23 protein-coding genes are annotated in these 23,854 nt (G+C 50.9%); 12 read left to right on the forward strand and 11 right to left on the reverse strand.

The features are described 5' to 3' along the window. Positions 1-8 precede the first annotated feature (8 nt). From CWS43_RS13890 to CWS43_RS13910, 5 genes are all read right to left on the reverse strand, one after another. Positions 9-926 (reverse strand): LacI family DNA-binding transcriptional regulator, encoded by a 918-nt coding sequence (locus CWS43_RS13890; protein WP_101077530.1) that lies wholly within the window; start codon positions 924-926, stop codon positions 9-11. Positions 927-938: 12 nt separating this feature from the next. Further along, entirely contained in the window at positions 939-2,321 is a 1,383-nt protein-coding gene (locus CWS43_RS13895) for a glycoside hydrolase family 1 protein (RefSeq protein WP_101077855.1), read from the reverse strand. A gap of 30 nt (positions 2,322-2,351) precedes the next feature. Beyond that, positions 2,352-3,680 (reverse strand): PTS sugar transporter subunit IIC, encoded by a 1,329-nt coding sequence (locus tag CWS43_RS13900; RefSeq protein WP_101077531.1) that lies wholly within the window; start codon positions 3,678-3,680, stop codon positions 2,352-2,354. Next, positions 3,677-4,000: a PTS sugar transporter subunit IIB gene (locus CWS43_RS13905; protein WP_101077532.1), complete on the reverse strand. Its 324-nt coding sequence runs from the start codon at positions 3,998-4,000 to the stop codon at positions 3,677-3,679. The genes CWS43_RS13900 and CWS43_RS13905 overlap by 4 nt, the downstream gene beginning before the upstream one ends. A gap of 255 nt (positions 4,001-4,255) precedes the next feature. Beyond that, positions 4,256-4,951, reverse strand: coding sequence for a pirin family protein (locus CWS43_RS13910; protein ID WP_101077533.1), 696 nt, complete (start codon positions 4,949-4,951; stop codon positions 4,256-4,258). Between the two features lie 579 nt (positions 4,952-5,530). On the opposite strand from CWS43_RS13910, the gene CWS43_RS13920 reads away from it, so the two are divergent. Then, positions 5,531-6,028 carry a GNAT family N-acetyltransferase gene (locus CWS43_RS13920; RefSeq protein WP_101077535.1) on the forward strand — a complete coding sequence of 166 codons (498 nt, stop codon included), beginning with the start codon at positions 5,531-5,533 and terminating at the stop codon, positions 6,026-6,028. A gap of 8 nt (positions 6,029-6,036) precedes the next feature. On the opposite strand, the gene CWS43_RS13925 is transcribed toward CWS43_RS13920, so the two are convergent. Further along, complete coding sequence (locus CWS43_RS13925) at positions 6,037-7,254, reverse strand: MFS transporter (protein ID WP_101077536.1); 1,218 nt, start codon at positions 7,252-7,254, stop codon at positions 6,037-6,039. A gap of 443 nt (positions 7,255-7,697) precedes the next feature. Here CWS43_RS13925 and CWS43_RS13930 point away from each other — a divergent pair, with 443 nt between their 5' ends. From CWS43_RS13930 to CWS43_RS13940, 3 genes are all read left to right on the forward strand, one after another. Next, complete coding sequence (locus tag CWS43_RS13930; RefSeq protein ID WP_157825393.1) at positions 7,698-9,893, forward strand: inverse autotransporter beta domain-containing protein; 2,196 nt, start codon at positions 7,698-7,700, stop codon at positions 9,891-9,893. Positions 9,894-9,952: 59 nt separating this feature from the next. After that, on the forward strand, positions 9,953-10,843 hold the full coding sequence (locus tag CWS43_RS13935) for a SinI family autotransporter-associated protein (RefSeq protein ID WP_101077538.1): 891 nt from the start codon (positions 9,953-9,955) through the stop codon (positions 10,841-10,843). A gap of 199 nt (positions 10,844-11,042) precedes the next feature. Continuing rightward, positions 11,043-12,035: an Ig-like domain-containing protein gene (locus CWS43_RS13940; RefSeq protein WP_157825394.1), complete on the forward strand. Its 993-nt coding sequence runs from the start codon at positions 11,043-11,045 to the stop codon at positions 12,033-12,035. A 19-nt stretch (positions 12,036-12,054) separates the two neighbouring features. On the opposite strand, the gene CWS43_RS13945 is transcribed toward CWS43_RS13940, so the two are convergent. Next, positions 12,055-12,735: a helix-turn-helix domain-containing protein gene (locus CWS43_RS13945; RefSeq protein WP_232776976.1), complete on the reverse strand. Its 681-nt coding sequence runs from the start codon at positions 12,733-12,735 to the stop codon at positions 12,055-12,057. Positions 12,736-12,880: 145 nt separating this feature from the next. On the opposite strand from CWS43_RS13945, the gene CWS43_RS13950 reads away from it, so the two are divergent. Further along, positions 12,881-14,599 (forward strand): lysophospholipid acyltransferase family protein, encoded by a 1,719-nt coding sequence (locus CWS43_RS13950; protein ID WP_101077540.1) that lies wholly within the window; start codon positions 12,881-12,883, stop codon positions 14,597-14,599. Positions 14,600-14,665: 66 nt separating this feature from the next. Here CWS43_RS13950 and CWS43_RS13955 read toward each other — a convergent pair whose 3' ends face one another. The 3 genes from CWS43_RS13955 to CWS43_RS13965 form a co-directional block, all read right to left on the reverse strand. Continuing rightward, positions 14,666-15,682, reverse strand: a complete 1,017-nt coding sequence (locus CWS43_RS13955; protein WP_157825395.1) for a LysR family transcriptional regulator — start codon at positions 15,680-15,682, stop codon at positions 14,666-14,668. After that, a complete protein-coding gene (locus CWS43_RS13960) occupies positions 15,682-15,951 on the reverse strand; it encodes a hypothetical protein (RefSeq protein ID WP_101077542.1) in 270 nt (89 codons plus the stop codon). The genes CWS43_RS13955 and CWS43_RS13960 overlap by 1 nt, the downstream gene beginning before the upstream one ends. Before the next feature lie 244 nt (positions 15,952-16,195). After that, entirely contained in the window at positions 16,196-17,116 is a 921-nt protein-coding gene (locus tag CWS43_RS13965) for a DMT family transporter (protein ID WP_101077543.1), read from the reverse strand. 240 nt (positions 17,117-17,356) lie between these two features. Between CWS43_RS13965 and CWS43_RS13970 the strand changes: the two genes are divergently transcribed. The 6 genes from CWS43_RS13970 (at position 17,357) to CWS43_RS13995 (ending at position 21,251) form a co-directional block, all read left to right on the forward strand. Continuing rightward, entirely contained in the window at positions 17,357-18,196 is an 840-nt protein-coding gene (locus tag CWS43_RS13970) for a transporter substrate-binding domain-containing protein (protein ID WP_101077857.1), read from the forward strand. A 3-nt stretch (positions 18,197-18,199) separates the two neighbouring features. After that, positions 18,200-18,910 (forward strand): 5-oxoprolinase subunit PxpB, encoded by a 711-nt coding sequence (gene pxpB / locus CWS43_RS13975; RefSeq protein ID WP_101077544.1) that lies wholly within the window; start codon positions 18,200-18,202, stop codon positions 18,908-18,910. Between the two features lie 11 nt (positions 18,911-18,921). Beyond that, the gene (locus CWS43_RS13980) at positions 18,922-19,908 is read left to right on the forward strand and encodes a biotin-dependent carboxyltransferase family protein (protein ID WP_198555846.1); all 987 of its coding nucleotides are present in this window, start codon (positions 18,922-18,924) and stop codon (positions 19,906-19,908) included. A gap of 106 nt (positions 19,909-20,014) precedes the next feature. Continuing rightward, on the forward strand, positions 20,015-20,506 hold the full coding sequence (locus CWS43_RS13985; RefSeq protein ID WP_101077858.1) for an Hcp family type VI secretion system effector: 492 nt from the start codon (positions 20,015-20,017) through the stop codon (positions 20,504-20,506). A gap of 32 nt (positions 20,507-20,538) precedes the next feature. Next, a complete protein-coding gene (locus tag CWS43_RS13990) occupies positions 20,539-20,991 on the forward strand; it encodes a DUF2778 domain-containing protein (RefSeq protein WP_232776978.1) in 453 nt (150 codons plus the stop codon). Next, positions 20,991-21,251 (forward strand): hypothetical protein, encoded by a 261-nt coding sequence (locus tag CWS43_RS13995; RefSeq protein WP_101077547.1) that lies wholly within the window; start codon positions 20,991-20,993, stop codon positions 21,249-21,251. Before CWS43_RS13990 ends, CWS43_RS13995 begins: the two co-directional genes overlap by 1 nt. A 48-nt stretch (positions 21,252-21,299) precedes the next feature. On the opposite strand, the gene CWS43_RS14000 is transcribed toward CWS43_RS13995, so the two are convergent. After that, positions 21,300-22,502, reverse strand: coding sequence for a pyridoxal phosphate-dependent aminotransferase (locus CWS43_RS14000; RefSeq protein WP_101077548.1), 1,203 nt, complete (start codon positions 22,500-22,502; stop codon positions 21,300-21,302). A gap of 358 nt (positions 22,503-22,860) precedes the next feature. Here CWS43_RS14000 and nac point away from each other — a divergent pair, with 358 nt between their 5' ends. Then, the gene (gene nac / locus CWS43_RS14005) at positions 22,861-23,784 is read left to right on the forward strand and encodes a nitrogen assimilation transcriptional regulator NAC (RefSeq protein WP_101077549.1); all 924 of its coding nucleotides are present in this window, start codon (positions 22,861-22,863) and stop codon (positions 23,782-23,784) included. The last annotated feature ends 70 nt before the right edge of the window (positions 23,785-23,854 follow it).

Below are 23,854 nucleotides of genomic sequence, written 5' to 3' on the forward strand. Positions count from 1 at the left end.
GACGTTTGTCAGAAAGGGACTGAAAGCTGGCCGCGCACCGGAGCGCCCGCGTTCGCTGAAAACTGCCCGGCCAGCAGCGCCATGGCGGTTTGCGCCAGCGTTTCCAGCGGATACGTTATGGCCGGTACGGCGGAAATCCCCGGCGGTAACGTGCTGTCGAGGCTGAAAACCATCACGCTGGCCGGCACCGCGCGCCCGTGCTGCGCGAGTTGCCGCAGGGCGTCCTGTGCACAGGCGTCATCCGGCACCAGCAATGCGTTGAACGGAACGTTTTGTGCCAGCAGCTGCGCCAGCGCCTGTTCGCCGCTGTGTACCAGCCGCCGGTCATACGGCAGCAGAAATTTTTCCAGCGCCTGATGATAGCCCTGCAAAATTTGCCCGGCGGTGTCACCATTTTCTGCGTTAATCAGCGCAATCTGCCGGCGCCCTTGTTGCAACACATACTGGCAGGCGGTTTCTGCGGCAAAGCTGCGGTCAAAGTGAATGCTGCGGTCGGAATCTTCATCAAGGCAATCAATGGTAATGACGTTTTCCGGCAACGGCGGCAGTTCAAACCGCGCGCCGATCACGATCATCGCATCGCATAACCCTCTGCCAATTTCGTTAACCGAATGCGCCAGGCCCGCCGCATCCGTAGCGAATCTCAGCAGCAAATATTTCTGGTTCAGCCGCAACTCTTTTTCCAGTGCGTGCAGATAACCGGTGGACTGGTTGATGTTTTCTGCCGCGCAAATCACGCCGATACAGCCGGTGGACTGCGTGGACAGCGACTGCGCAATCACGCTCGGTTTATATTGCAACGTTTCCACCGCCTGCATCACGGCCAGGCGGCTTTCCTCTTTTACTCCGCGGCTGCCACTCAGGACACGGGAAACCGTCGCTTTCGACACGTTCGCCAGCCGCGAGACGTCGTTTATGTTTGCCATGCCGTTCCCTTGTTAATCGAAACCGTTGTTTTTAGAAACACCCGCGAACCATTCACCGCTTTTCTTCACCGTCCGTTTTTGGGTGGTGAGATCCAGCTGCACAAAACCATAACGGTTTTTGTAGGCATTCATCCATGACCAGCAGTCAATAAATGTCCACATATGGTAGCCGAGACAACCGCTGCCTTCCTGCAACGCGCGGTGTAACCATTTCAGATGTCCGCTGACAAACTCAATGCGGTAGTCATCGTCAATCCGGCCCGCCTTTTCGAAGCGCAATTCATTTTCCACACCCATGCCGTTTTCGGAAATGAAACAACGTGGATTGCCGTAGTTTTCACGCAGATTGGTGAGGATATCGTAGATCCCCTGCTCGTAAATTTCCCAGCCACGGTGCGGGTTCATTTTACGGCCCGGCATCACGTAGTTATCGAAGAACCACTCCGGCATAAACGGGCTTTCAGGATTCACCATGCTGTCGCGGCACTGGATACGGCGCGGCTGGTAATAATTGATGCCGAGTAAATCCACCACGCCCTGCTGCAACAACGCTGCATCGCCTTCCTGACAGGTCGGAAGCTGGCCGTGTTTTTTCAGCAATTCCACCAGTTCCTGCGGATATTCACCACGCAGCGCCGGATCGAGAAAACTGCGGTTAAACATCAGGTCAGCAATGTTCGCGGCTTTCAGATCTGCCGGATTTTGCGAACGCGGGTACGACGGAGTGAGGTTGAGAATGATGCCAATTTCGCCGCCCTGCTGGCGGGCGCGGTAAGCTTTCACCGCCAGAGAATGCGCCAGCATGGTGTGATAGGCCACCGTCGCGGCACGTTTGAAATCCACCACATTCGGGTAATGGAAATCATACAAATAACCGCCTTCCACCGGCACGACCGGCTCATTGAATGTGAACCAGTGTTTGACGCGGTCGCCGAACAGCGCAAAACAGGTATCGGCATATTCTGCATAAGCCTCCACCACGTCGCGGTTTTCCCAGCCGCCAATTTCCTGCATCGCCATCGGCATATCGAAATGGAACAGGTTGATAAACGGCTGCACGCCCTGCGCCAGCATTTCGTCAATCACCTGATTATAAAACGCCACGGCTTCCGGATTCACCGCGCCTTTTCCGCCCGGGATCAGCCTCGCCCAGGAAATGGAGGTGCGGAACGTATTGTGATTGAGCTGTTTCAGCAGCGCGATGTCCTCGCGCCAATTTTTATAAAACGTCGATGTGTCCTGCGGGCCGACGTCGTTATGGAAACGCGTCGGTTGCTGCGAATACCAGTGATCCCAGACCGTCGCACTTTTACCGTGGCTCAGGGTTTCACCTTCGGTTTGCGGCGCAGAGCTGGCGCTGCCCCACCAGAATTCTTTTGGAAATGCGTATTTCATCGTCATCCTCGCTGTCCGTTGCTTTGCGTTTTAGCTGTTGACCGGTACGGCGTTACCCGCCGTTTGGGCACCGGCCTTTTCCGCTTCCTGTTTGAGTAAGGTACGTTCGTACGCCTTCAGGAACGGGTAATACATCACTGCTGATAACACCATACAGAACAGGCACATAATTACCGGACTGAATGCCCAGTTTGCGGCCCATGACGCACCAATTGGCGCAGGCGTTGTCCAGGGTGTGAGCGACACCACTTGCGCGACCCAGCCGAGTTTTGTGGCGGTATACGCGAAAACGGCGTTGAGCATTGGCACCAGGGTGAACGGCAGGAAAAACACCGGATTCATGATAATCGGCGTGCCGAACAGGATCGGTTCGTTGATGTTGAAGAAGCTCGGCACCACGCCCATTTTACCAATCGTCCGCAGATGCACGGCCTTGCTGCACAACAGCAAAATCGCCAGCGGCAGGGTCGAGCCGACGCCGCCAATCAGCAGGTAGTGATCCCAGAAACCTTGCAGATAAATGTGCGGCAGCGGTTCGCCCGCCTGTAACGCGGTCTGGTTCAGCGCCAGATTGGTCATCCAGAACGGGTTCATAATGCCGGTGACAATCAGCGCGCCATGAATACCGGCAAACCACAAGACCTGGCAGATAAACACTGAAATCAGAATCGCCGGCAGGGAATCCGACGCGGAAACCAGCGGCGCCAGCAGATGCATAATCGCTTCAGGAATAATCATGCCGGTGGTGGACTGAATAAACAGGTTCAGCGGATGCAGTGTGGCGACAATCACCACGACCGGGATCAGGATTTCAAACGAGCGCGCCACGCCGGTCGGGACTTCTTTTGGCAGACGGATCGTAATATTGCGACGTTTGAGCAGCGCATACACTTCGGCGGCATAAATCGCCGTCAGGATCGCCGTGAAAATACCCTCGCCGGAGAAGTATTGCGTGGAAATTTGTTTGTCGTGATACGGCGCGGCGACCAGCAGAAAGGCCATAAACGCCAGCAAACCGGTCATGATCGGGTCGAGTTTGTAATATTTACCCAGGCTCGCGCCGATACCGACTGAAATGAAAAAGGTCATCACGCCCATGCTCAGATACCACGGCAGCATCAGCTGTTCGCGGTATTTCAGCGAGAGATCCAGCCAGCCGCGCGCGAAACCGTTGGTGGTATCCGGCGAGAATGGCGGGAAAATAAAGACCAGCATGAACGACCCGATAATCATGAAAGGCAGTGCGGCGATAAAGCCGTCGCGGATCGCAATGACATGCCGTTGCTGGCCGACGCTGCCAGCCAGCGGGGTGATGTGCTTTTCGATGACGTTAACCATCGCCTGATAAAGGCCACTCATACGCGGCTTCCTTCCTGTGCGATCAGGCCAAAGGCGAAGTCCAGCACGTTATCGCCGCGCTGCATGCCGTAATCCATCATGTTGATCACTTCGACCGGAATATTGAATTCCGCCGCCCTGGCCGACAAATCGCCCTGCATGTAACGCACCTGCGGCCCGAGCAGCACCACCTGATAATCACGGAATTTCTCGTCAAACTCGCTGGCTCCGAACGCATCAATCTGCACGTCTTCGCCGCGCTGCGCCGCAACCTCTTTCATTTTGCGAACTAACAAACTGGTCGACATCCCCGCCGAACAACAAAGCATGATTCTTTTCATTTTTGCTTCACTCCCAGATAATTTATGTTCTGCCCGTTTTCTCTTTCTGACGGTATTTGAGTCTCTTTGGAAACCGGTTTCCATAGAACTAAAAGCAATGTGCGAAGGGGGTCAAAGATTTGCCGGTCGATTTGTTGCGGGTGTGAATACCGTCACGAAGCCGAAAAATTCAGCAATGCAAACGCGGGGAAAAGGACTAAGGGACAAAAACAAAAAAGGCGACCGGAGTCGCCTTTAGCGTGGTGCCAGAAATCATCAGACCGGTGGCAGATCGAACAGCAGAATTTCGCTGTCTTCGTCGGCATGCACCGACAACGCCGTTTCATCCCAGATGGCCAGCGCATCGCTCTGCCCGGCTCTCTGGCCGTTAATGGACACGGTGCCTTTCACCACCTGGATCCACACGCGGCGTTCAGCCTGGATCGTGTAAACCGACTGTTCGTCTTTTTTCAGCGCCCAGCGTGACAGTTCCATATCCTGGAAAACTTTCAGGGAACCATCACGGGCATCCGGAGAAAGCACCAGCTGGCGGCCCTGCGGCGCGTCGAACAGACGCTGTTCGTAACGCGGCTCCAGACCTTTTTTGTCCGGAATGATCCAAATCTGATAAAGGTGAAGTTTACGGTCGCTATTTCCGTTGTACTCGGAGTGCGTCACACCGGTTCCGGCGCTCATAATCTGGAATTCACCCGCCTGAATCTGCTCTTTGTTGCCCATGCTGTCCTGATGTTCCACAGTGCCTTCGAGCACGTAGGTCAGAATTTCCATGTCTTTGTGCGGATGTTTACCAAACCCCTGCCCCGCATCGATGAAATCTTCATTGATCACCCGCAGCGCGGAGAACCCCATAAAGTTCGCATCGTAATAATCTGCAAAGGAGAAGGTGTGCCAGCTTTCCAGCCAGCCGTGACTTGCGTGACCGCGTTCTTGTGCCTGACGTAAGTAGATCATGTTCAACTCTCCTCAATGTTTTCTCTAGTCTAGTCAACGCCGGAGAATAAGAAAGCGTAAAAACTTCACCCCTCTGTTCAAAAAATATGAACAAACGCAGATGATTAAATCCAAAGGATTTGTAGAAGACATGAGAAGAATTTGGAAAAGAGAAAAGATGTGTTGTTTTCGAAATAGTTCGTGTTGTGGGCAAGATAAGAAAAAAGGTTTTTCCAAAATAGTTCGGGTTGGGAGAAGGCGGCAAGGGAACGAATCCCCGGGAGCATACATAAGTATGTGACCGGGGTGAGCGAGCGCAGCCAACGCACTACCAGCCGGAAATATGAAGGAAAAAGGCAAAAAAAAAGCCAGCACCCGGCTGGCTAAGTAATACTGGAAGCAATGTGAGCAATGTCGTGCATTCTTGGGGACCCGTTTGACCTTGGTGTGAGGCCATCCCCGGAACGCATGGCAATAATAATCATTATCATTCGCACTTGTAAAGCATTATTTTTCACCCAACATTCGATTGACTCTTATTCAATTCCTGATAAATGTAGAGGATATTCAAACAGTAACCACTAAAAGAGGAGTGTCGCCATGAGCGAAATAGTCATACGCCACGCAGAAGCCAGAGACGCCGAAGCGCTTCAACACCTATACGCTCAGGTTCCTGTTTATCGCGACACCCTACAACTTCCTTACCCACCAGGCACACTCTGGGAAGACCGTCTGGCTAACCATTCCCCCGGCAGGTTTGCGCTGGTCGCCTGCATCGACGGTAAGCTCGTCGGTAATCTGACGCTCATGGTTGAAGATATCTGGCGACGCCGCCATGTCGCGTCTTTCGGCGTTGGCGTGGATACCGGCTTTCAGGGGCGTGGCGTGGGCAGCAAACTGCTCGAAGCCGCTCTGGAACTCTGTGATAAATGGCTGAATGTGAAACGCGTCGAGCTGACGGTTTACGCCGATAACGAGGCCGCCATCGGGCTATACAAAAAGTATGGTTTTAGCATTGAAGGCCACAGCCCGTACTACGCCATGCGCGACGGCGAACTGGTGGATACGCTGCATATGGGGCGTATCCACGGTGTCTGATGCGCGGTTTACTCACTACTGACAGTGGCGCTGGTTTCCTGCGAAGTCTGACGTAACAACAACCGCAAGGCCAGCGCCATCGAAATCAGCACCAGCAGCGCTGAACCCAGATAAATCGAATCAATACCGGCCTGCGCCATCAGAATGCCCGCCAGCGGGCCGGTAATTCCCAGTGATAAATCGAGAAACGCCGAATAGGTCGCCAGTGCGCTGCCCTGATTTTCCTGCGGCAATTTTTTCACCGCCACCACCCCTAACGCCGGATACACCAGTGAGAACCCCGCACCGGTAATAAACGCACCAATCATTGCCACCGGCGATGAGGGCGCGAAAAACACCAGAACCAGCCCGGTAATCTCCACCACAAAACAGACCAGCGCCACACGCAATCCGCCAAAACGATTAATGCTGTTGGGTAATAACAAACGCATGCCGACGAAGGCTACACTGAAAAAAGTCAGGGAAAATGCCGCACCGGGCCAACCTTTGGCGGCGTAAAACAACGTGATAAATGTGGCGATTACACCGAATCCTGTTGAGGCCAAAGCGAGCATTATCCCGTAAGGCAGAACTTTGCCCAGCACCTGACGGAAGGGGATTTGCTTCGAAGCCGTCCCTGCTACCGGCGGCTTACGCCATGCCGTGATAAATGCCGCCAGTGCTACCAGAATGATGCACACAGAGAGCAACGTCAGGCCACCCATGCTGAAAACCCATACGCCGAGCGGCGCACCAATCGCCATCGCACCATAAGTCACCACCCCGCTCCAGGAAATCACTTTACCGATATGCAGGGAACCCACCACGTTAATGCCCCAGAGCGTTGAACCGGTTCCCGCAAAACTTTGCCCCGCCCCCAACAGCAAACGCCCGATACACAACAACGCCAGGCTGACCACCGGTGAAGCATCAAACCACAGCGCCAGCAAATAAAACACGCCGCTGAGCAGGCAGCCGCTCAGCCCAAGCATCACCACGCGCTTTGGCCCGACTTTATCGGCGTAACGCCCGGCGTGCGGACGGCTCAGCAGCGTGGCGAAATATTGCAGGCTGATCACCAGCCCCGCCCAGAACGCGCTGTAGCCGAGATGGTCGTGCACATAGCCCGGCAAAATCGCCAGCGGCAGGCCAATCGTCAGATAGTTGGCAAAGTTGAAAACCAGAATGGAGAGGATCCGCAGCGTGGTTTTTGAAGACGAACTGTCGGGCAAAGCAGGAGCAGGCATGGAAATCGGCGTCTCACGAAGAAGGTTCTGGCATGTTGCACAGCCGTAAATGAGTCTTTGACTTTATTAGCAATGGGTTGTTTTAGCAACATATTGAAATGCCGGTTTACGTGCACAGGATCCACCGCTCTCTCTTAAGAATAAAAACCACGTCCTTTTTTGGACATACAAAATTAAAATGAATACCGGTATGATTCATTCACCAGTTAGATAGTTTAAAAACTTCAATAATGAGAATGAAGTTAAAGGCCAACAAATAACACTGGTATATCCATATCAGAATATCGATATACAAAAGCCCAATAATCAGGATTACTGCGAAAGGGAACAAACATGCCTTTTGTAGAGGCATGGTTATTGGGGATAATACTTAACGCATACGATTTAATAAAATGAAAAAACACACGCCATTTAAATATATAAAGATCGCCCTTTGTATTTTGATGAGCTTTCCTGTCTGCGCACAAGAAGGTTTCATCCTTCCAACGCTGGGCAGTCAGGATGTATTTTCAGAGAAAAATCCGTCCAGGAATAATGAAAACGATAGCCAAACTATCGGGAAAAAATCTGAGCAAATTCTCACAAATGAAGCGCAGCAGGGTTTCCAGAATCTCAGCGTCGAAGGGGCGAAAAGCCAGCTTTATCAGTACGGGAAAGGCGCCGCAACGCAGGCAGCACAGTCGCACGTTGAACAACTGCTTTCCCCATACGGCCATGTAAAAACGACGCTGAATATCGGCGATGACGGCGGCCTGGACGGCTCGTCGTTAGATTATTTAATTCCCTGGTACGCCGGTGAAAGTACATTAATTTTTAATCAGTTTTCCGCGCACAGTAAAGAAGGCCGCAATATTGCCAATATCGGTGCCGGTATACGTTATAACGTGAATAAAGACTGGATGTTCGGCGTGAATACCTTTTATGACTACGATATCAGTCGTGGTCATCGCCGGGGCAGCATGGGTTCCGAAGTCTGGACTAATTTCTTAAAGCTCAGTGGAAACTATTATATTCCGCTGTCTGACTGGAAAGAATCGAAAGACTTCGATAATTACGAAGAGCGCCCGGCCAGGGGCTGGGATGTTCGTCTCCAGACCTATTTACCTTTTTACCCGCAATTAGGTTCATCGCTGGTTTATGAACAATATTATGGCGATCAGGTGGCACTGTTCGGTACGGATAATCTTGAGGAAGACCCGTCCTCCGTCACGCTGGGTGTGGACTACACGCCAGTGCCTTTGGTGACGATAGGAGCGGGTTATAAACAAGGTGATTCTGGCGAAAATGAACTGACCGCCAATATGAGTTTGGATTATCACATTGGCACACCACTTTCTAAACAACTGGATGCCTCTGCGGTCGGCGAAATGCGGACGTTGGCAGGCAGCCGGATGGATTTTGTTGACCGCAATAACGACATCGTTCTGGAATATCGCGAAGTCAGAGATCTCGATATCGATGTATACCTCAAACCCACGAACACGGCGCCGCAATGTATTTTAGGCGATGACCCCGATGAGGCGCAGGCGTACGAAGGGTGTCACTGGACGTTAAATGCGGACATAAAATCTCACCGCAAAATTGCGTCGGCGCGCTGGGTACCGGTGGGGGGATATTCAGCCGAAAACACGCTAGGCTTGCCAGCATTGTCCCCCACATCGAACATTAGTACCGGTAACAATAACCACTGGACACTGACGTTTCCTGCGTGGGTCAGTTCGAAAGCTCCGCACGCCAACGAATACGATTTAGCGGTCACATTTAGCGATGATAAAGGCGACAGCAAGCAGTCCAACGTGGTGAAAATTAAAGTTTCAGAAGCCCCGGTAAGCTATCAGCTGGCGATTGCTAACGATCCGCAAAGCGATAAAGCGGTGAAACGCAATGCAAACGGCAAAGACACGGTCGATCTGGAAGCCAGCGGTACCAAGGTTTCCGGGCTGCAAGGGGAAACGACGACGCTGACTGGTGAAAATCTGAATATGAATTTCCATGCATACAGCGTGTCAGATAAAAACCATGAACACGAAGTTAAAATCCACGCAACAAAAGACGATTGCGATAAAAATACCGGCGGTCTTTATTATGTGAATTCTCCGGATAAAGGGAAATCGACAATTGCCAGCACATTACCGGGTATTTTCTCTATTATTGCCATACCCGCAGAAAATAAAAGCCAGCAAACAAATCAGGTTGTAGTGGATTTTAATGCCGGAAATAAAGAAATCGTCACGGCCATTGTGGATACACAAAATCCGGATGTGAATCTGACCGCAACAAAAGGCAATCAGCTTTTGCTGGGTCACGAATATAAATTCAGAGTCGCTTATGACAGTAATAAAAATGGTCAGTGGGATCCCTCCGACCGGGAAACTATTTCCGATACAGATAAAACACCGATCATTTCCCTGATTAATTACCGCTGGCTGTTCGACGGAATTAATCCGCAAGGCGAAAAAGGCGGTTATGCCACCAGTAACACAGACAATCGCAATATGGTTATTCCGCAGACTAATGCGCAGGCGACTGCGGTATTAGCGTCAGCAGGGAAAAGCGGTGTTCAGGGATTTGAACTGAGAGTCGATTTTGAGTTATCCGATGCTGGCTCGAAACTTTTAAAGGGCCTGTCGCCTGATTAAACCCTCATAAATGCAATTTTATAAATTAACTGAATACAAACTTACAGAGTGATATTGATATGAAAAGATTTAATAAAACCCTTCTGGCCAGCCTGTTATTTGTCGGCTGCTCACACGTTGCTTTGGCTGATATGACAGATTCTGCCGGTCAGGTCATCGGGACCGTTCCTGTGATTAAAGGCACGGATAGCGGGCAAACGGATCACAGCGTTTCTTTCTCAAACGGCCACGAGAGCGGCTCAACGGAGGCGATGTCGCCGGGCGATAAAATTACCCTGAATTATACATTTGCCGACGCGGAAGGCGACACTGACGTGAGTAAAACCACCATCAAATGGTATACCACAAGCGATGGTAAAGGTGCTGATAAAACAGCCATCAGTAATGACGGCAAGGATTCTTACATTTTAAAAGAAACGGATGCCGGCCGCTATCTGGGTGTTGATATTACCGAAAAAACATCAACCGGTATTCCATCAAAAGGTCTGTTGATTGACGTCGGGGATGTGAGTACCAACGACACTACCGATAATATTCCAAATGGCCCTGTGGTCGGCGGCACGATTGGCGTGATGATTGCGGATTCTGCAGCACCAACCGTCAACCTGATCGGCAAGGCGAACAGCGAACTGCTGGTCGGCCATACCTACCAGTTCAAAGCCTGGTATGACGTCAACAATAACGGCACGTGGGATGCGGGCGAGCTGGAAGCGACCAGCAACTATAACTACAAATGGTTCTTTGAAGGCATCAGTGCCACAACCGACACCGCGGGCGGTTACGCCGTATCGGCAACGAATAATAAAGATCTGGCCATTCCTGCGACGAATGCTCAGGCCACATCTGTCTTCGCAACGGCGGGTGCAGACGGTGTTCAGGGTTACAGCCTGAAAGTGGATTACTCGCCATTACTGAAATCAGTAAGAACCGTTAAATCCGTCAGAAAATAACTGACCTGGAAGGATCTTATCTAAAGCGTTACGTCAGGAAAGTTGGGTGCGAAAGTGCTCAGCTTTTCACATCCTCATAAATTATCAGGATGAAACTATGTTTTCTAAATCCTTAAAATTATCACGAATATTATTACTGATATTACTTTTCATAAGTACTATCAGACTGGCTAAAGCAGAAGACGCACCCGCTGGTTATATGACCACTGAATCTGCCGGTATTTTGAAGGGCAATCCTCCGGTCATCAAAAATAATTCCGGTGAGAGCAATAAAGTCGATTTCAAAAAGGTCAGCGAACATGATAATACTGATGAGCTCGACGAAGGCGATATCGTCACGCTGACGTGGGAATTGCAGGATAATGAAGGGGATGCTGACGTAACATTAGCGTCCATCGTCTGGACCTGCGACCATCCGACCAAAGGCTCCCGTGTACTGGCGACACAGGTTAACAGTTATACGATTACCTCGGCAGACTACGGCTGCAATATTGGTGTAGCTGTACAACCCCAGACGCAAACGGGTATTCCCCGGCTCGGTGACGCTATTTCCGTGCCGGATGTCACTGCCTACAATGATAGCGATAATATTATCGACGGGCCGGTCAATCCGCATTCAATTAATTTTACGGATTATATTGTCGCGCCCGGAACCACCCAGAGCAAAACCGTCAGCCCAAATCTTATTCTGCGCACAGCATGGCCCGGTGCTGAAGTTCAGCTGGAAACGGATAACCCGGAGTCCCAGATTATCTGGGCAAGCAGCAATAAAAGCGTGGCGACCGTCTCGCCGGAAGGTTTAGTCACATTCCTTTCTAAAGGCCCGGTAACGATTCAGGCCAGGAATGACAAAGCTATTGCACGTATAAAATTTAATCCGACCGAATTCTATGTGTTTAGCACCATCCGGATGAACTGGCAGGATGCCAAAGACTGGTGCGAGTCCCAGGGGTATGCCCAGCCAGATAGCGATCATTTATCGACAGCAAAAAATCTTCGGAAAATACCCGCAGACTCCTTATGGCAGGAATGGGGGGATATTTCTCAGCAACATGCTGTTTTTGATGGCACCGTTTTCTGGTCTTCGGAAGAATGGGGGGGCGACAGTGCTTACTACATGTATATCGATGACGGTCATGTAACATCGAATAGACTTACCACAACTGAAGGGGTTGCCTGCCTGGTAAATTAATAGACACTGATGGTGAACTTTAATATTCGCGCGGGAATTTTTTGAGAATGGCAATCAGCTTACCGTTCTCGATATTAATATATTCACCCTGGCGCAGATCGGACAGAATTTTCATGACTCCACTCCGGGCCAGGTGAGTATGTTCCTGAATATAATTAAAGACGCTGGTTCGGAGCCTTTCTTCCGGTGGCATCATCTCTAATTCAAAGAGGAATGCGCAGACTATCTGATACGTTGATTTACTGATCAGCAAGTTAGTGCGGTAAGCCTGAAAATCGCTGAGGTAAGTCTGAAACGCCAGCACCTCGTTGAACAGCCGATGATCATTGATAAGTTCAAGTGCGAGGGAATAAGGTAGAGATTCAATTAAGCTCCCTTTTTCACGCTTAAACTGATAAAGATTATTGCGGAAAGGGGAACCCTGCATGCCGAATATATTGGGATAGGATGCTCTGGCGAAACGTAAATTATCAATAATTCGGTAAATATTCAGCGCCCCCTCAAGGACCAAAAGAACCCTTGACTCCCCCTCTTCCTGATTCAGCCCGATAAAAGAACCTTCCCCTTTTATTTCCAGAGGGGCAGATTCCGTACGAAATATCGCAATAAGTTTGTTAATCGCCTCAACGGGTTTGGGCATAGGAGCCAATAAATCAAGAACAACCTTTTTATCCATTTGAGCGCCCACATGTCCGGCCATAAATTTTCTCTACATTATAGTGTCACGGGAGGTTATTAACGAAAATAATTCCTCACGGGAAAGGTTCGCCATTCTGTCATTTTCATGACACATCACTGTCACACCGGCTGACTATGTTCAGAGAACTTCAACCGGAGGACATCCTATGTTCAGCATGGATACCCTGTTTCAGGATCTTGACCCACAGCACAAAACCCCTTCCTGGCAACGCCGTCTGCTCAAAATTCTGTTCCGCGAAAAAGAGTTTCATCGTTTTGCCGACCAGTATCAGCACCTGAAAGGGATTGATATGGCCGAGCAGGTGCTCGAGCATTTTAATATCCGCTGTGAACTGACAGAACGTGACCGGGAACAGATCCCAAGTTATGGCCCTGTGGTAATTGTCGCTAATCATCCGATTGGCACACTCGACGGTCTGGCATTGTTACACGCGGTGGCGTCTGTACGCCCCGATGTCAAAGTGGTGGCGAACCAGCTCCTGTCACTGGTTTCCTCACTCGGCAGCCTGATGATTCCGGTGGATAATATGGGCAACCGTACCCGCCGCAATCAGGTGACGCAAATGCAGGAACATCTGGAAAACCAGGGCGTATTGATCGTATTCCCGGCAGGCGAAGTATCCCGGATGAGCTCAAAAGGCGTGCGTGACGGCAAATGGCATACCGGCTTTATTCGTCTGGCCGCCAAAGCCCGTGCGCCGGTGGTACCGGTTCATATCAGTGGCAGCAACAGTGCGCTGTTTTACCTCAGCTCGATAATTTATCGTCCGCTCAGCACGTTACTGCTGGTACATGAAATGTTCGGCCAGCGAGGCAACAGCCTGACGCTGAAGATCGGCGCACGCATCCCATATTCCAGCTGGCATGACGGACAAATGCAGGCGAGCGATCTGGCCGCACGTTTTCGTAAACACGTCTACCGTCTTAGCAGCGGCAAGCCGGGGCTGTTCCATACAGAAACGTCGATTGCCCGCGCCGAAGACCGCGCAGTGCTAAAACATGCGCTGGAAGCCAGCGAAGTGCTGGGCAAAACGCCCGACGGCAAAATGATTTATCTCTATCGCCGCCACGGTGAAGACTACGTACCGATCTTGCGTGAACTGGGGCGGCTGCGTGAAATCGCGTTCCGCGCCGTCGGCGAAGGCAGTGGCCGTCGTCGCGATCTCGACGGTTACGATGACGATTATTATCACCTGGTGTTGTGGGATCCGCAGGCACTGGAAATCGTCGGCGCTTACCGGTTTATCCCGACCGCTGAACAAGTCGCCAGCAAAGGGCTGAATGGGATATACAGCCAGAGCCTGTTTCAGTATGGCAATCAAATGGATCCGATTCTGGCGCAGGGCATTGAACTTGGCCGCAGCTTTATTCAGCCAGCCTATTGGGGTAAACGCGGGTTAGATTATCTGTGGCTCGGCATCGGCGCATATCTGTCGAAATACCCGCAAACGCGTTATCTGTTTGGCCCGGTGTCGATTTCCGGCGGAATGCCGCTGCCTGCGCGTGATTTACTGGTTGCGTTTTACCGCCTCTATTTTGCACCCGACCTGCCGCTGGCCACTTCACGACGCCCTTACCCGGCCTCCCTGCCCGATGTGCTGGCGCAGTTTTGTGGCGACGATTATCAGGAAGATTTGCAGCGTCTGAAACGCCTGCTGGCCAATCTCGGATGCAGCATCCCGGCGTTGTACAAGCAGTATTCGGAGCTTTGCGAAACAGGCGGCGTGCAGTTTATCGATTTCGGCAGTGACCCGGAATTCAATAATTGCATCGACGGACTGGTGCTGGTCGATCTTAGTCAGCTAAAACCGGCTAAGTTCGAGCGCTATATTGCGGTTCATCAGTTGAACACTGAGCAGGCGTAAACGCTTAACAGGCTTATATTTAACGCCCTCCCCTGAACACTGACGACGAGGGAGGGTTTCCTGTGCTCAATTCATATAACGAGGGAAATTTTCGCTGAGGTACTCAAATAATGCATGGTTCATTTTTTTGTTAAGATTCATCTTGTTGTAACTCATTGCAATATCTACGGGTGGCAATTCAATATCAGTCTTCAGTAATTTAATATTGAATGCGCTCCCAAATTTGTTAAACAACCATTGGGGAACGATAGCCACAGAATTTGATGACTCAACATGGCTGAGAATTGACATAAACGATGGACTGTTGAGCGAAAAAACGCGCGCTGCCTGAATCGTGTTCTCAACTCTTTGCCGGGTAATGACAGCCGGTAATTCATCAGTATGGATATAACAGAATGTCTCAGTCTGAACGTTTTCATCACTGAAAAATTCCGCCAGTCTCGGATGGTCTTTTCTACAAATAAAAGAAAGCTTCTCAGACCCTAATAAAAACGATTTCGTAGATAACCCCAGGTTTTTGCTTACACCAAAAACCAAATCAACCTGTCGAAGAGAGAGTGAATCGCTGAAACCATCTACCATGTTATCACTAACCCGGTGTACGATTTCACAACTGATATTTTCTCTTTGGAAAAACTCACTAATGATAGGAATGATTTTAATCGAAAGATAAATAGGGCATTGAACAACAAGCTGCTGATTATATTCATCTTTTTCGAAATCTTCGATATTTGAAATTAAATCATCCAGGTTATCTTTTATTTTTCTATGTAATTTTGTTGCGATTGTCGTCGGGCTTAATTTTTGCCCATCCCGGAGAAAAAGCGGATCGCCAAAATAGTCTTTTAACTTCTGCAGATATTGGCTAATGCTCGGAGATGACGTGTTAAGAAGTGCCGCAGCATTTTTCACACTCCCGGTGGTATAAACGGCATCAAACACGATCAGAAGGTTGAGGTCGAATTTTCTTATTTTAGGCGATTCAATACGCTCAGCACTCTTTGTACTCATGGCCATCTCCAACGATTTTTGCTCATTATTCTCAGTTGGTTGAATAGTAGCACTGGTTGTTACATTAGCCATCACTCCCCCTCTCGTTGAAGCCCCATCAGATGGATCCATTCAGAAAACTCGTCCTCATAGACGTAGACAATTTCTTCCTCCAGGCAATTAGTTTCACTCGTTTTCAGGTAAACCAGGCAGGGGTAAGCACGTGGAGGGGATTCAGAAAAAGCGGCTTCGATTTCAACCTGGCTCAAAAACCGGGCAACGCCAGCATCGCCGTCCGGATTAATTCTTTGCGCAAACCACTCATCATAATCCTCTTTACATAGTAAGAATTTTATATTCATTTTATGCACCTTAACTAAGCCGAATCCGATATCGCTGAGCATACTAATACTCACTTTAAGGAAGTGACAATGCATAATTATTAAACTATTTATTTAAAATAAATTGAGCAAGATGAGTGAGGCTCGTTATTTAATATAGAAAAATTAATAATGAAATTTTATGGGTGTGTAGTTTCTAAAATCACTTATATCAAAACACGACTTCTGCGTATTATTAAATATCTGTTTACATGAACAATAAGGCTCAGGGTACCGCGCGAAGCGCATTTATCCTGTTTTTCCGCCGCTCACTCCAGACGGCAAAAATACCCGCTGCTGCCACAATGGAAGCGCCAACCAGTGTGGAAGATGCCGGCAGGCTATCGAGAAACAAAAAGCCAATCACCATTGACCAGACCAGCGTCGTATAGTCGAACGGGGCCAGCAGTGACGCATCGGCATAACGCAGGCTCAGGGTAATCAGAATCTGTGCCATTCCGCCAAAAAAGCCGCAGCCAATGAGCAGTAACAGTTGTTTGGTATCAGGGATCTTCCAGCCGAAGAAAATCGTCGCCAGACCAATCAGCATCGTCATTAACGAGAAATAGAAAACAATAGCACCCGGTCTTTCGATACCGTTTAAGAAACGGATTTGCACCGATGAAACCGCAGTGCACATCGCCGCCAGCAGCGCCAGAATAACGCCCAGACCGGCGGATATTTGCGTAAAACCGCCGGACAATAACGAGCCGCTTTCACTCAGATGTGCCCACAGCATGACAATGATCCCGGTAAAGCCAATCGCCACCGCTAACCAGCGGGCTGCGTGAACATTTTCTCTGAGTAAAATGGCCGCCATGATCACGGTGAAAAGCGGTGCGGCGTAACTGATAGCCGTGGCGTCAGCCAGTGAAATATAAACCAGCGCCAGATAATTAAAATACATCCCGCCCGTGCCGGAAAAGCCACGAATTAAATGTCCGAAAATATTCTTCGTTTTAATTTGCTCGAGGATACGACCCTGGAGTTTCAGCCAGACAAGCAACGGGAATAGCGCAATAAATGAACGAAAGAATATCACTTCCCCGGTGGGAATATTTCCGCCCAACCCTTTTACACATGCCAGCATGAGTGTGGCACACAGGGCTGATAATATTTTCAGCGTAACACCCATTTTGGCGTTCATTATTAACCTTCATTCTCTGTGATTAGCGGCCTGAAACCTGATTGCCATTCTCGCAGAGCATCGTTTTTTCCGGTCATACAAAAAGCGTATCGCCATACAGGGTTTACTTCTTATACAAGGCAAAACTGAGCTTATATAGTCAGATTGTACTCATTAGAAACCGCAGCCAGTTTTGCTCATAGTGAGCCAGGGGAAGTTGTAGTCACACTCTGTAAATTAAAAAATCCCGGAGAATAAATGATGAAGCTGAAGTTACTGTCTTGCTCACTGCTGGCACTGCCATTAATGGCGGCCTTTTCTTCGGCGAAAGCCGATGTTCTTTCTGATATTCAGGCACGCGGCGCACTCAATTGTGCGGTGTATTCCGATGTTCCGCCTTTCTCATCCCCTGACCCGAAAACGCGTCAGCTGGCCGGGATGGACGTCGATTTATGTACGGCGCTCGCCAAACAGATGGGCGTCAAACTCAATCTGATGCCGACGTCTATTGAAGCACGCATCGCGGTGATCGCTACCGGTCGCGCTGACGTCCTGATCGCCAACCTGGCGTACACCAAAACACGCGGCCAGCAGATTCAGTTCAGCGATCCGTATTATGTGGCGAAAGAAGTCCTGGTGGTGAAAAAGCCTGACGTTGATAAAACCCGTGCGGATTTTAAAGGCAAACGTATCAGCGCCACCAAAGGCACCACATCGGAACAATCGATTTATCTGGCTGGCGCAAAAGCGGTGACCTTCCAGGACGCTGCATCAGCATTTCTGGCGCTGGAACAGAATAAAGCCGTGGGCTTTGTCACCAACACCATGACCGCCATTAAGATGATTTCGCAGGCCGGAAAAGATGGCATTGAGCTGGGGATGATCAAAGAGCCGATGGCGCTGGAGCCGATTGGCGTCGGCATGAAAAAGGACGAACCAGCGTTACTGGAAAAGGTTAACGCCAGCCTGAAAGCCATGGATGACGACGGTACCATCGACAAAATCTGGGCGACCTGGATCGGCCCCAATACCGAATACAAAATGGTGCGCGAAGACAAAGTTCAGCCGCTCTCCAGCCTTAAATTTGAACCTCTGGAATAGCCGATGACAATTGTGTCGCACGAGGCGCCTTCCCGCGCCTCTTTTATTCTTGCCAGCCAGGGCGACAAAATCAAAATCTCGACCATCGGCAGCCGCGCGTGGCTAATTGAAGCGCCGGGGGATTTCGATCTGCCCGCCCAGCGCCGTATCTGGTCGCTGGCGGCCACCTTGCGCACGCGTGATGATGTCGAATCGCTGATCCCCGGCGTCACCAATCTGCTGGTTCTGTTTCGCCAGACACCGGCAGATTACGACGCCACACTCGCCCTGCTGAGCACCGCGTGGGAACAGGCGCAGGCCGTTCATCCGCAAGGTAAACTGATTGAAATTCCGGTGATTTACGGTGGTGAGCATGCCACTGACCTGGATACGGTTTGTCAGCATACCGGGCTTTCGCCGCGTGAAGTCATCCACCGCCATTCTCAGGGCTGCTACACGGTGTTTTCACTGGGCAGCGCGCCGGGCTTCGGCTATCTCCACGGGCTGGATCCCTCTCTCGCCACGCCGCGCAAAAAAGTCCCCTCGCTTAATATGCTCAAAGGCACCGTCACCATCGGTGGCGCACAGACTGGGGTTTCCGCGCTGACCGGTCCAAACGGCTGGAACGCGATCGGATTTGCCGAACTGACGCTGTTTGACCCGCACGCTGAAAGCCCTGCGCTGATGGCTCCGGGTGACAGCGTGCGCTTTCTGCCAGAAAGGATAGAACTGTGACCCAAACAGCTGTGATTGAAATAGTGAAAACCGGCCCGCTGAATACCGTTCAGGACGCGGGCCGTAGCGGATTTCGTGATATCGGCATTTCGGTCAGCGGCGTGATGGATCCGCTGGCATTTCGCGCAGGCAACATCATGCTGGGCAACGATGAAAACGCCGCCTGCATTGAAGTGCAGATGTTTCCGTTTAAAGTCAGGTTTCTCACCGACACCAGCATTGCCATCACGGGTGCCGATTGCCGCACAAAACTCGACGGCGCGGAACTTCCGCCGTGGTGGGCCTGTTCCGTGCGTGCCGGACAGGAGCTGGAAATGCAGTTTCCGCGTTCCGGCGCGCGCAGTTATCTGTGCATCGCCGGCGGCATTGACGTGCCGGTCGTTATGGGTTCGCGCAGCACCGCATTGCGCGGTGGTTTTGGCGGATTAGACGGGCGGCCTCTGGAGAAGAACGATCGCCTCGCAGCAGGCAAAACCACCCTGTCGCCGTTGCCGGCAGGCGGCATGGGCATTGAACCGCCAGATATCGCACTGGCAAACGTGTTCCCGACCAGCACCGAGGGACGGGTGCAACTGCGTGCTATTCCCGCCGGAGAATATACGTTGTTTGAAGCCGATCTTCCCCGCTTCTGGTCGCAGCCGTGGAAGGTTTCCCTGCACAGTAACCGCACCGGCTACCGCTTATCCGGCGCACCGGTGACACCGTCGAAAATCATCGAAATGCGGTCATACGGCTTGATCCCCGGCATCGTTCAGGTGCCACCCGCAGGCGAGCCGATCATTCAGTTGGCTGATGCCAATACAGCCGGCGGATACCCGAAAATCGCGGGCATTATTGAAGAGGATTTATGGCGACTGGCACAGGTTCAGCCCGGCCAGAGCATCCAGCTGATTAAAAGCGATGCGCGCGAGGCTATTTATGTCGCGACTCAAATTAATCAGTGGCTGACGCGACTGCGCGATACCTTTATGCCGGTGAAAAAAGCGATGGGTTTTTAAATTTAGACAGTATTTTATGACTAAGTAAGCAGAATTATAAGTTTTATATTTCACAATTAAATTGCAGGAGTACATTGCCGCCATCTTTTATAGGGAGTATTTGAAAATGGCAATTCCTGCTTACATGTGGCTCAAAGATGACGGTGGCGCAAGCATCAAAGGGTCTGTCGATATCACTGGCCGTGAAGGATCTATTGAAATTCTGGGTTTTGGGCATTCATTGCACCTTCCGACGGATTCGGGCACCGGGAAAATAACAGGGACACGCATACATTCTGCGCTCGGTTTTGAGAAAGAATTCGACAGTTCAAGCCCCTATCTTTACCGGGCGACTGCCAGCGGCCAAACGTTACAATCGGCAGAAATCAAATGGTACAAAATCAACGATGCCGGGCAGGAAGTTGAATATTTCAACATGCTGCTTGAAGGCGTAAAAGTTGTCTCAATTAGCCCCCTGATGCATAACATCAAAAATCCAGCTTTTGAGAAACATAATCACAATGAAAGCATCGAACTCCGCTACGAAAAAATCACCTGGAAATACTGCGATGGTAATGTTGTTTTTGCCGATGCATGGAATGAAAGAGTGACTGCCTGATGCCCATTGCCTGTAGTTATGTACTTAACGGAATGGAAACTTCAATTTTAAGCTGCACGGGTGTAGGGAATTTCCCTGCGTTCTCTGGCCAGCGCCATGGCCGCAATAATCCCACGCTCACACATGTTGGCGATATTGGTCCACTCCCTACAGGACGTTATTTCGTTGTTAGTCGCGTATCCGGAGGCCGACTCGGAGGCTTACGAAACTGCATTCTCAAATATGGTTACGGGACTGACAGGGATACCTGGTTCGGGTTGTACCGGGATGACGGGAAAGTTAATGATGAAACCTTTATCGAAGGCATGAAACGTGGGGAGTTTCGGCTTCACCCTGTCGGGCCCAAAGGTCTCAGTGAAGGATGTATTACCATGACCTCGCAGGTGGATTTCGATTACCTCCGGGCGGCATTATTGAGTTCTACAATGATTACCGTCCCGGGTTCATCGTTGAAAGCGCATGGCATCATAAAGGTCAGGCTCTGATGCGTTTTTTTGAGCGTATTATCACGGCTTCAGCGTATCTGTTGGCATTCACCATTCTAATGATTGTGTTCATGGAGACCATCAACAACATTGTCACCAGTGAACAAATCCAGCATCTCGCCGGGCTCCTGGGGGTGCATGGCATTGATGACATTCTGGACTGGTATATCAATATCTCAGCGATGGTTTCCGTTTTTTTTACCGTCAGCATTCTTCTGATTTATCGGCGATATGCGCAAAGAAAAAAAACTTTCAAATAATGGTCTCATCAGGCACCGAATCCCGGTGCCTTTTTTACATTCAGAATCTTATCTCAAGCCCGCACAAAACTCCGCGATCCGGTCGCAACCGTCTTGCAGTATTTCCATGCTGGTAGCGTAGGAAATGCGGAAATACGGGCTCATGCCGTAGGCGGCACCCTGTACGGTAACCACGTGTTTTTCTTCAATCAACGCCATCACGAAGTCGGCATCGTTATTGATGCAACGCCCGCCGGCGGTAGTTTTACCGATACAATCCTGAATGTTCACGAACAGATAAAACGCGCCCTGCGGTTTATGGCAACGCAGTTCATGGACCGACGTTAAGCGCTCCAGCACGTAATCGCGGCGCTGGCGGTAAATGCCGGCGCGCTCTTTCAGCAGATCCTGCGGGCCGTTAAGCACAGCAACAGCGGCCGCCTGCGTGAGCGTGGTGACGCCACCGCTGTTTTGCGTGTTCACGTTGCTCATGGCTGTAATCAGATCTTTCGGACCGCCGCAAAAACCTAAACGCCAGCCGGTCATGGAATAGGCTTTCGACACGCCGTTGACCGTCAGCACGCGATCCAGCAAACGCGGCTCCACTTCGGCCAGCGTATAGAAAGTCACATCGTCATAAATCAGGTGTTCGTAAATATCATCGGTCAGGATCCACACGCCAGGATGGCGCAGCATCACCTCGCCAATGGCCTGCAATTCCTGGCGCGTTGCCACGGAACCGGTCGGGTTGCTCGGGTAGTTCAGCAGCAACCATTTGGTTTTCGGGGTAATCGCCGCCTCAATATCTTGCGGATACGGTTTGAAATTGTTCTCTTCCGGGCAAGACACCGGCACCGGAATACCGCCCGCGAATTTAACGATATCCGCGTAGCTTATCCACGACGGCGTCGGGATCACCACTTCATCGCCCGGATTAATGGTTGCCAGCATCGCGTTAAAAATAATTTGCTTCGCTCCGCCTGCGGTAAGGATCTGGCTCACATCGTAGCTGAGATGGTTATCACGCTGGAATTTACGTGCAATGGCAGCGCGCAGCGCCGGTGTTCCGTCGGTCGGCGGGTAACGGGTATCGCCGCCGAGCGCTGCGGCATATGCCGCTTCTGTCGCGTGCAGGGGCGTAGGGAAATCCGGCTCACCGGTGGAAAGCGCGATGACGTGCACACCTTCTGCGGCGAGGTCGCGGGCCTTTTGGGTCATGGCCACGGAGGCAGAAACAGAGACATTTTTTAAGCGATCGGCGATATCAGGCATGGTCCTGGGGTTCCATTGTTTTATCGAACGTAAAGAGACGCACTGCAATGAGGAACTACAGGGGAAAGAGTAATGATGAAGAGGCGCCGCAGACCAATAGCGCTTTGTTGTGGTGACATAACACAAAGCAATGACTGGTGGTCAAATTCTCTCCAGTTGCACCAGCATTGTGCAAGACTCGCTTTTCGCTCTTTATGCCAAACAACATATCACCTGAAAAAAGTTCGCCAGGTGCCGCATAAATCAGCAGGAAAATCGGAGTTCGGGCGTATATCCCCGCATTTAATTTAATTGGCACTCATTTTGCTTCATACAAGATGCTTATAACAACACACCTTCCCGTGATGAGGATGCCATCGTGAATCTCCGCCGCCTTAAATACTTTATCAAGATTGTCGATGTGGGCAGCCTGACCCAGGCCGCGGATATTTTGCATATTGCGCAGCCCGCGCTGAGCCAGCAACTGGCGACGCTGGAAGGCGAAGTGAATCAGCAGTTGCTGATCCGGACCAAACGCGGCGTGACGCCAACCGAAGCTGGCAAAATTTTGTATATCCATGCGCAGGCTATTTTACGCCAGTGCGATCAGGCGCAGAGCGCTATTGATGGCTCAGCGCTGGCACTTTCCGGCAGCGTTTCTGTCGGGCTGGCCCCGGGCACCGCTGCACAGCAACTGGCCCTGCCGCTGATGGAAGAAGTTCACCGGCAGTATCCCGGCATCGTTTTGTATTTCAATGAAAACTTTGGTACCACGCTCAGCGAGCTGATCATGAACGGGCGGATGGATATGGCAGTTATTTATGGCAACCGCGAAATTCACGGGTTGCGCTTTATGCCACTGATGAAAGAAGAACTGTATTTTGTCTGCCCGCACACCCTGAGCAAACCGCTGAAAACCGTCAGTCTGGCCGATGTGGCAAAGTACGATTTATTCCTGCCACGCATCTACAACATTATGCGCAAAGTCATCGATGACGCGTTTATCCACGAAGAACTGACATACCGGGTTAAATGTGAAATCGAATCCCAGACCACGCTCAACGCCGCGCTGGCCGCCGGTTTAGGCTGCACGATCATGCCGGAATCTGCCGCACGCGCAATGCTTAAAGCCTCCGGCTCGTGGATGGCGAAAATTGATAAACCGAATATCCAGGCGGCACTGTCATTTTGTATGTCAGACCATCTCCCGCTCTCCCAGCCCGCCGAAGCGGTCAAAGCGATTTTGCTGTCGCTGATGGCGAGCCGTACGGTGGACAACCGGCCACTGACGCTGGTGGGGTAATAAGCCCGCCTTATCACCGTAAAGCGAAATCCTCTTTCCTGACGCCCGAAGTGACACGATAGAGTGCTAT

The organism is Rahnella sp. AA, from assembly GCF_002834385.1.
Taxonomy (GTDB): Bacteria; Pseudomonadota; Gammaproteobacteria; order Enterobacterales; family Enterobacteriaceae; genus Rahnella.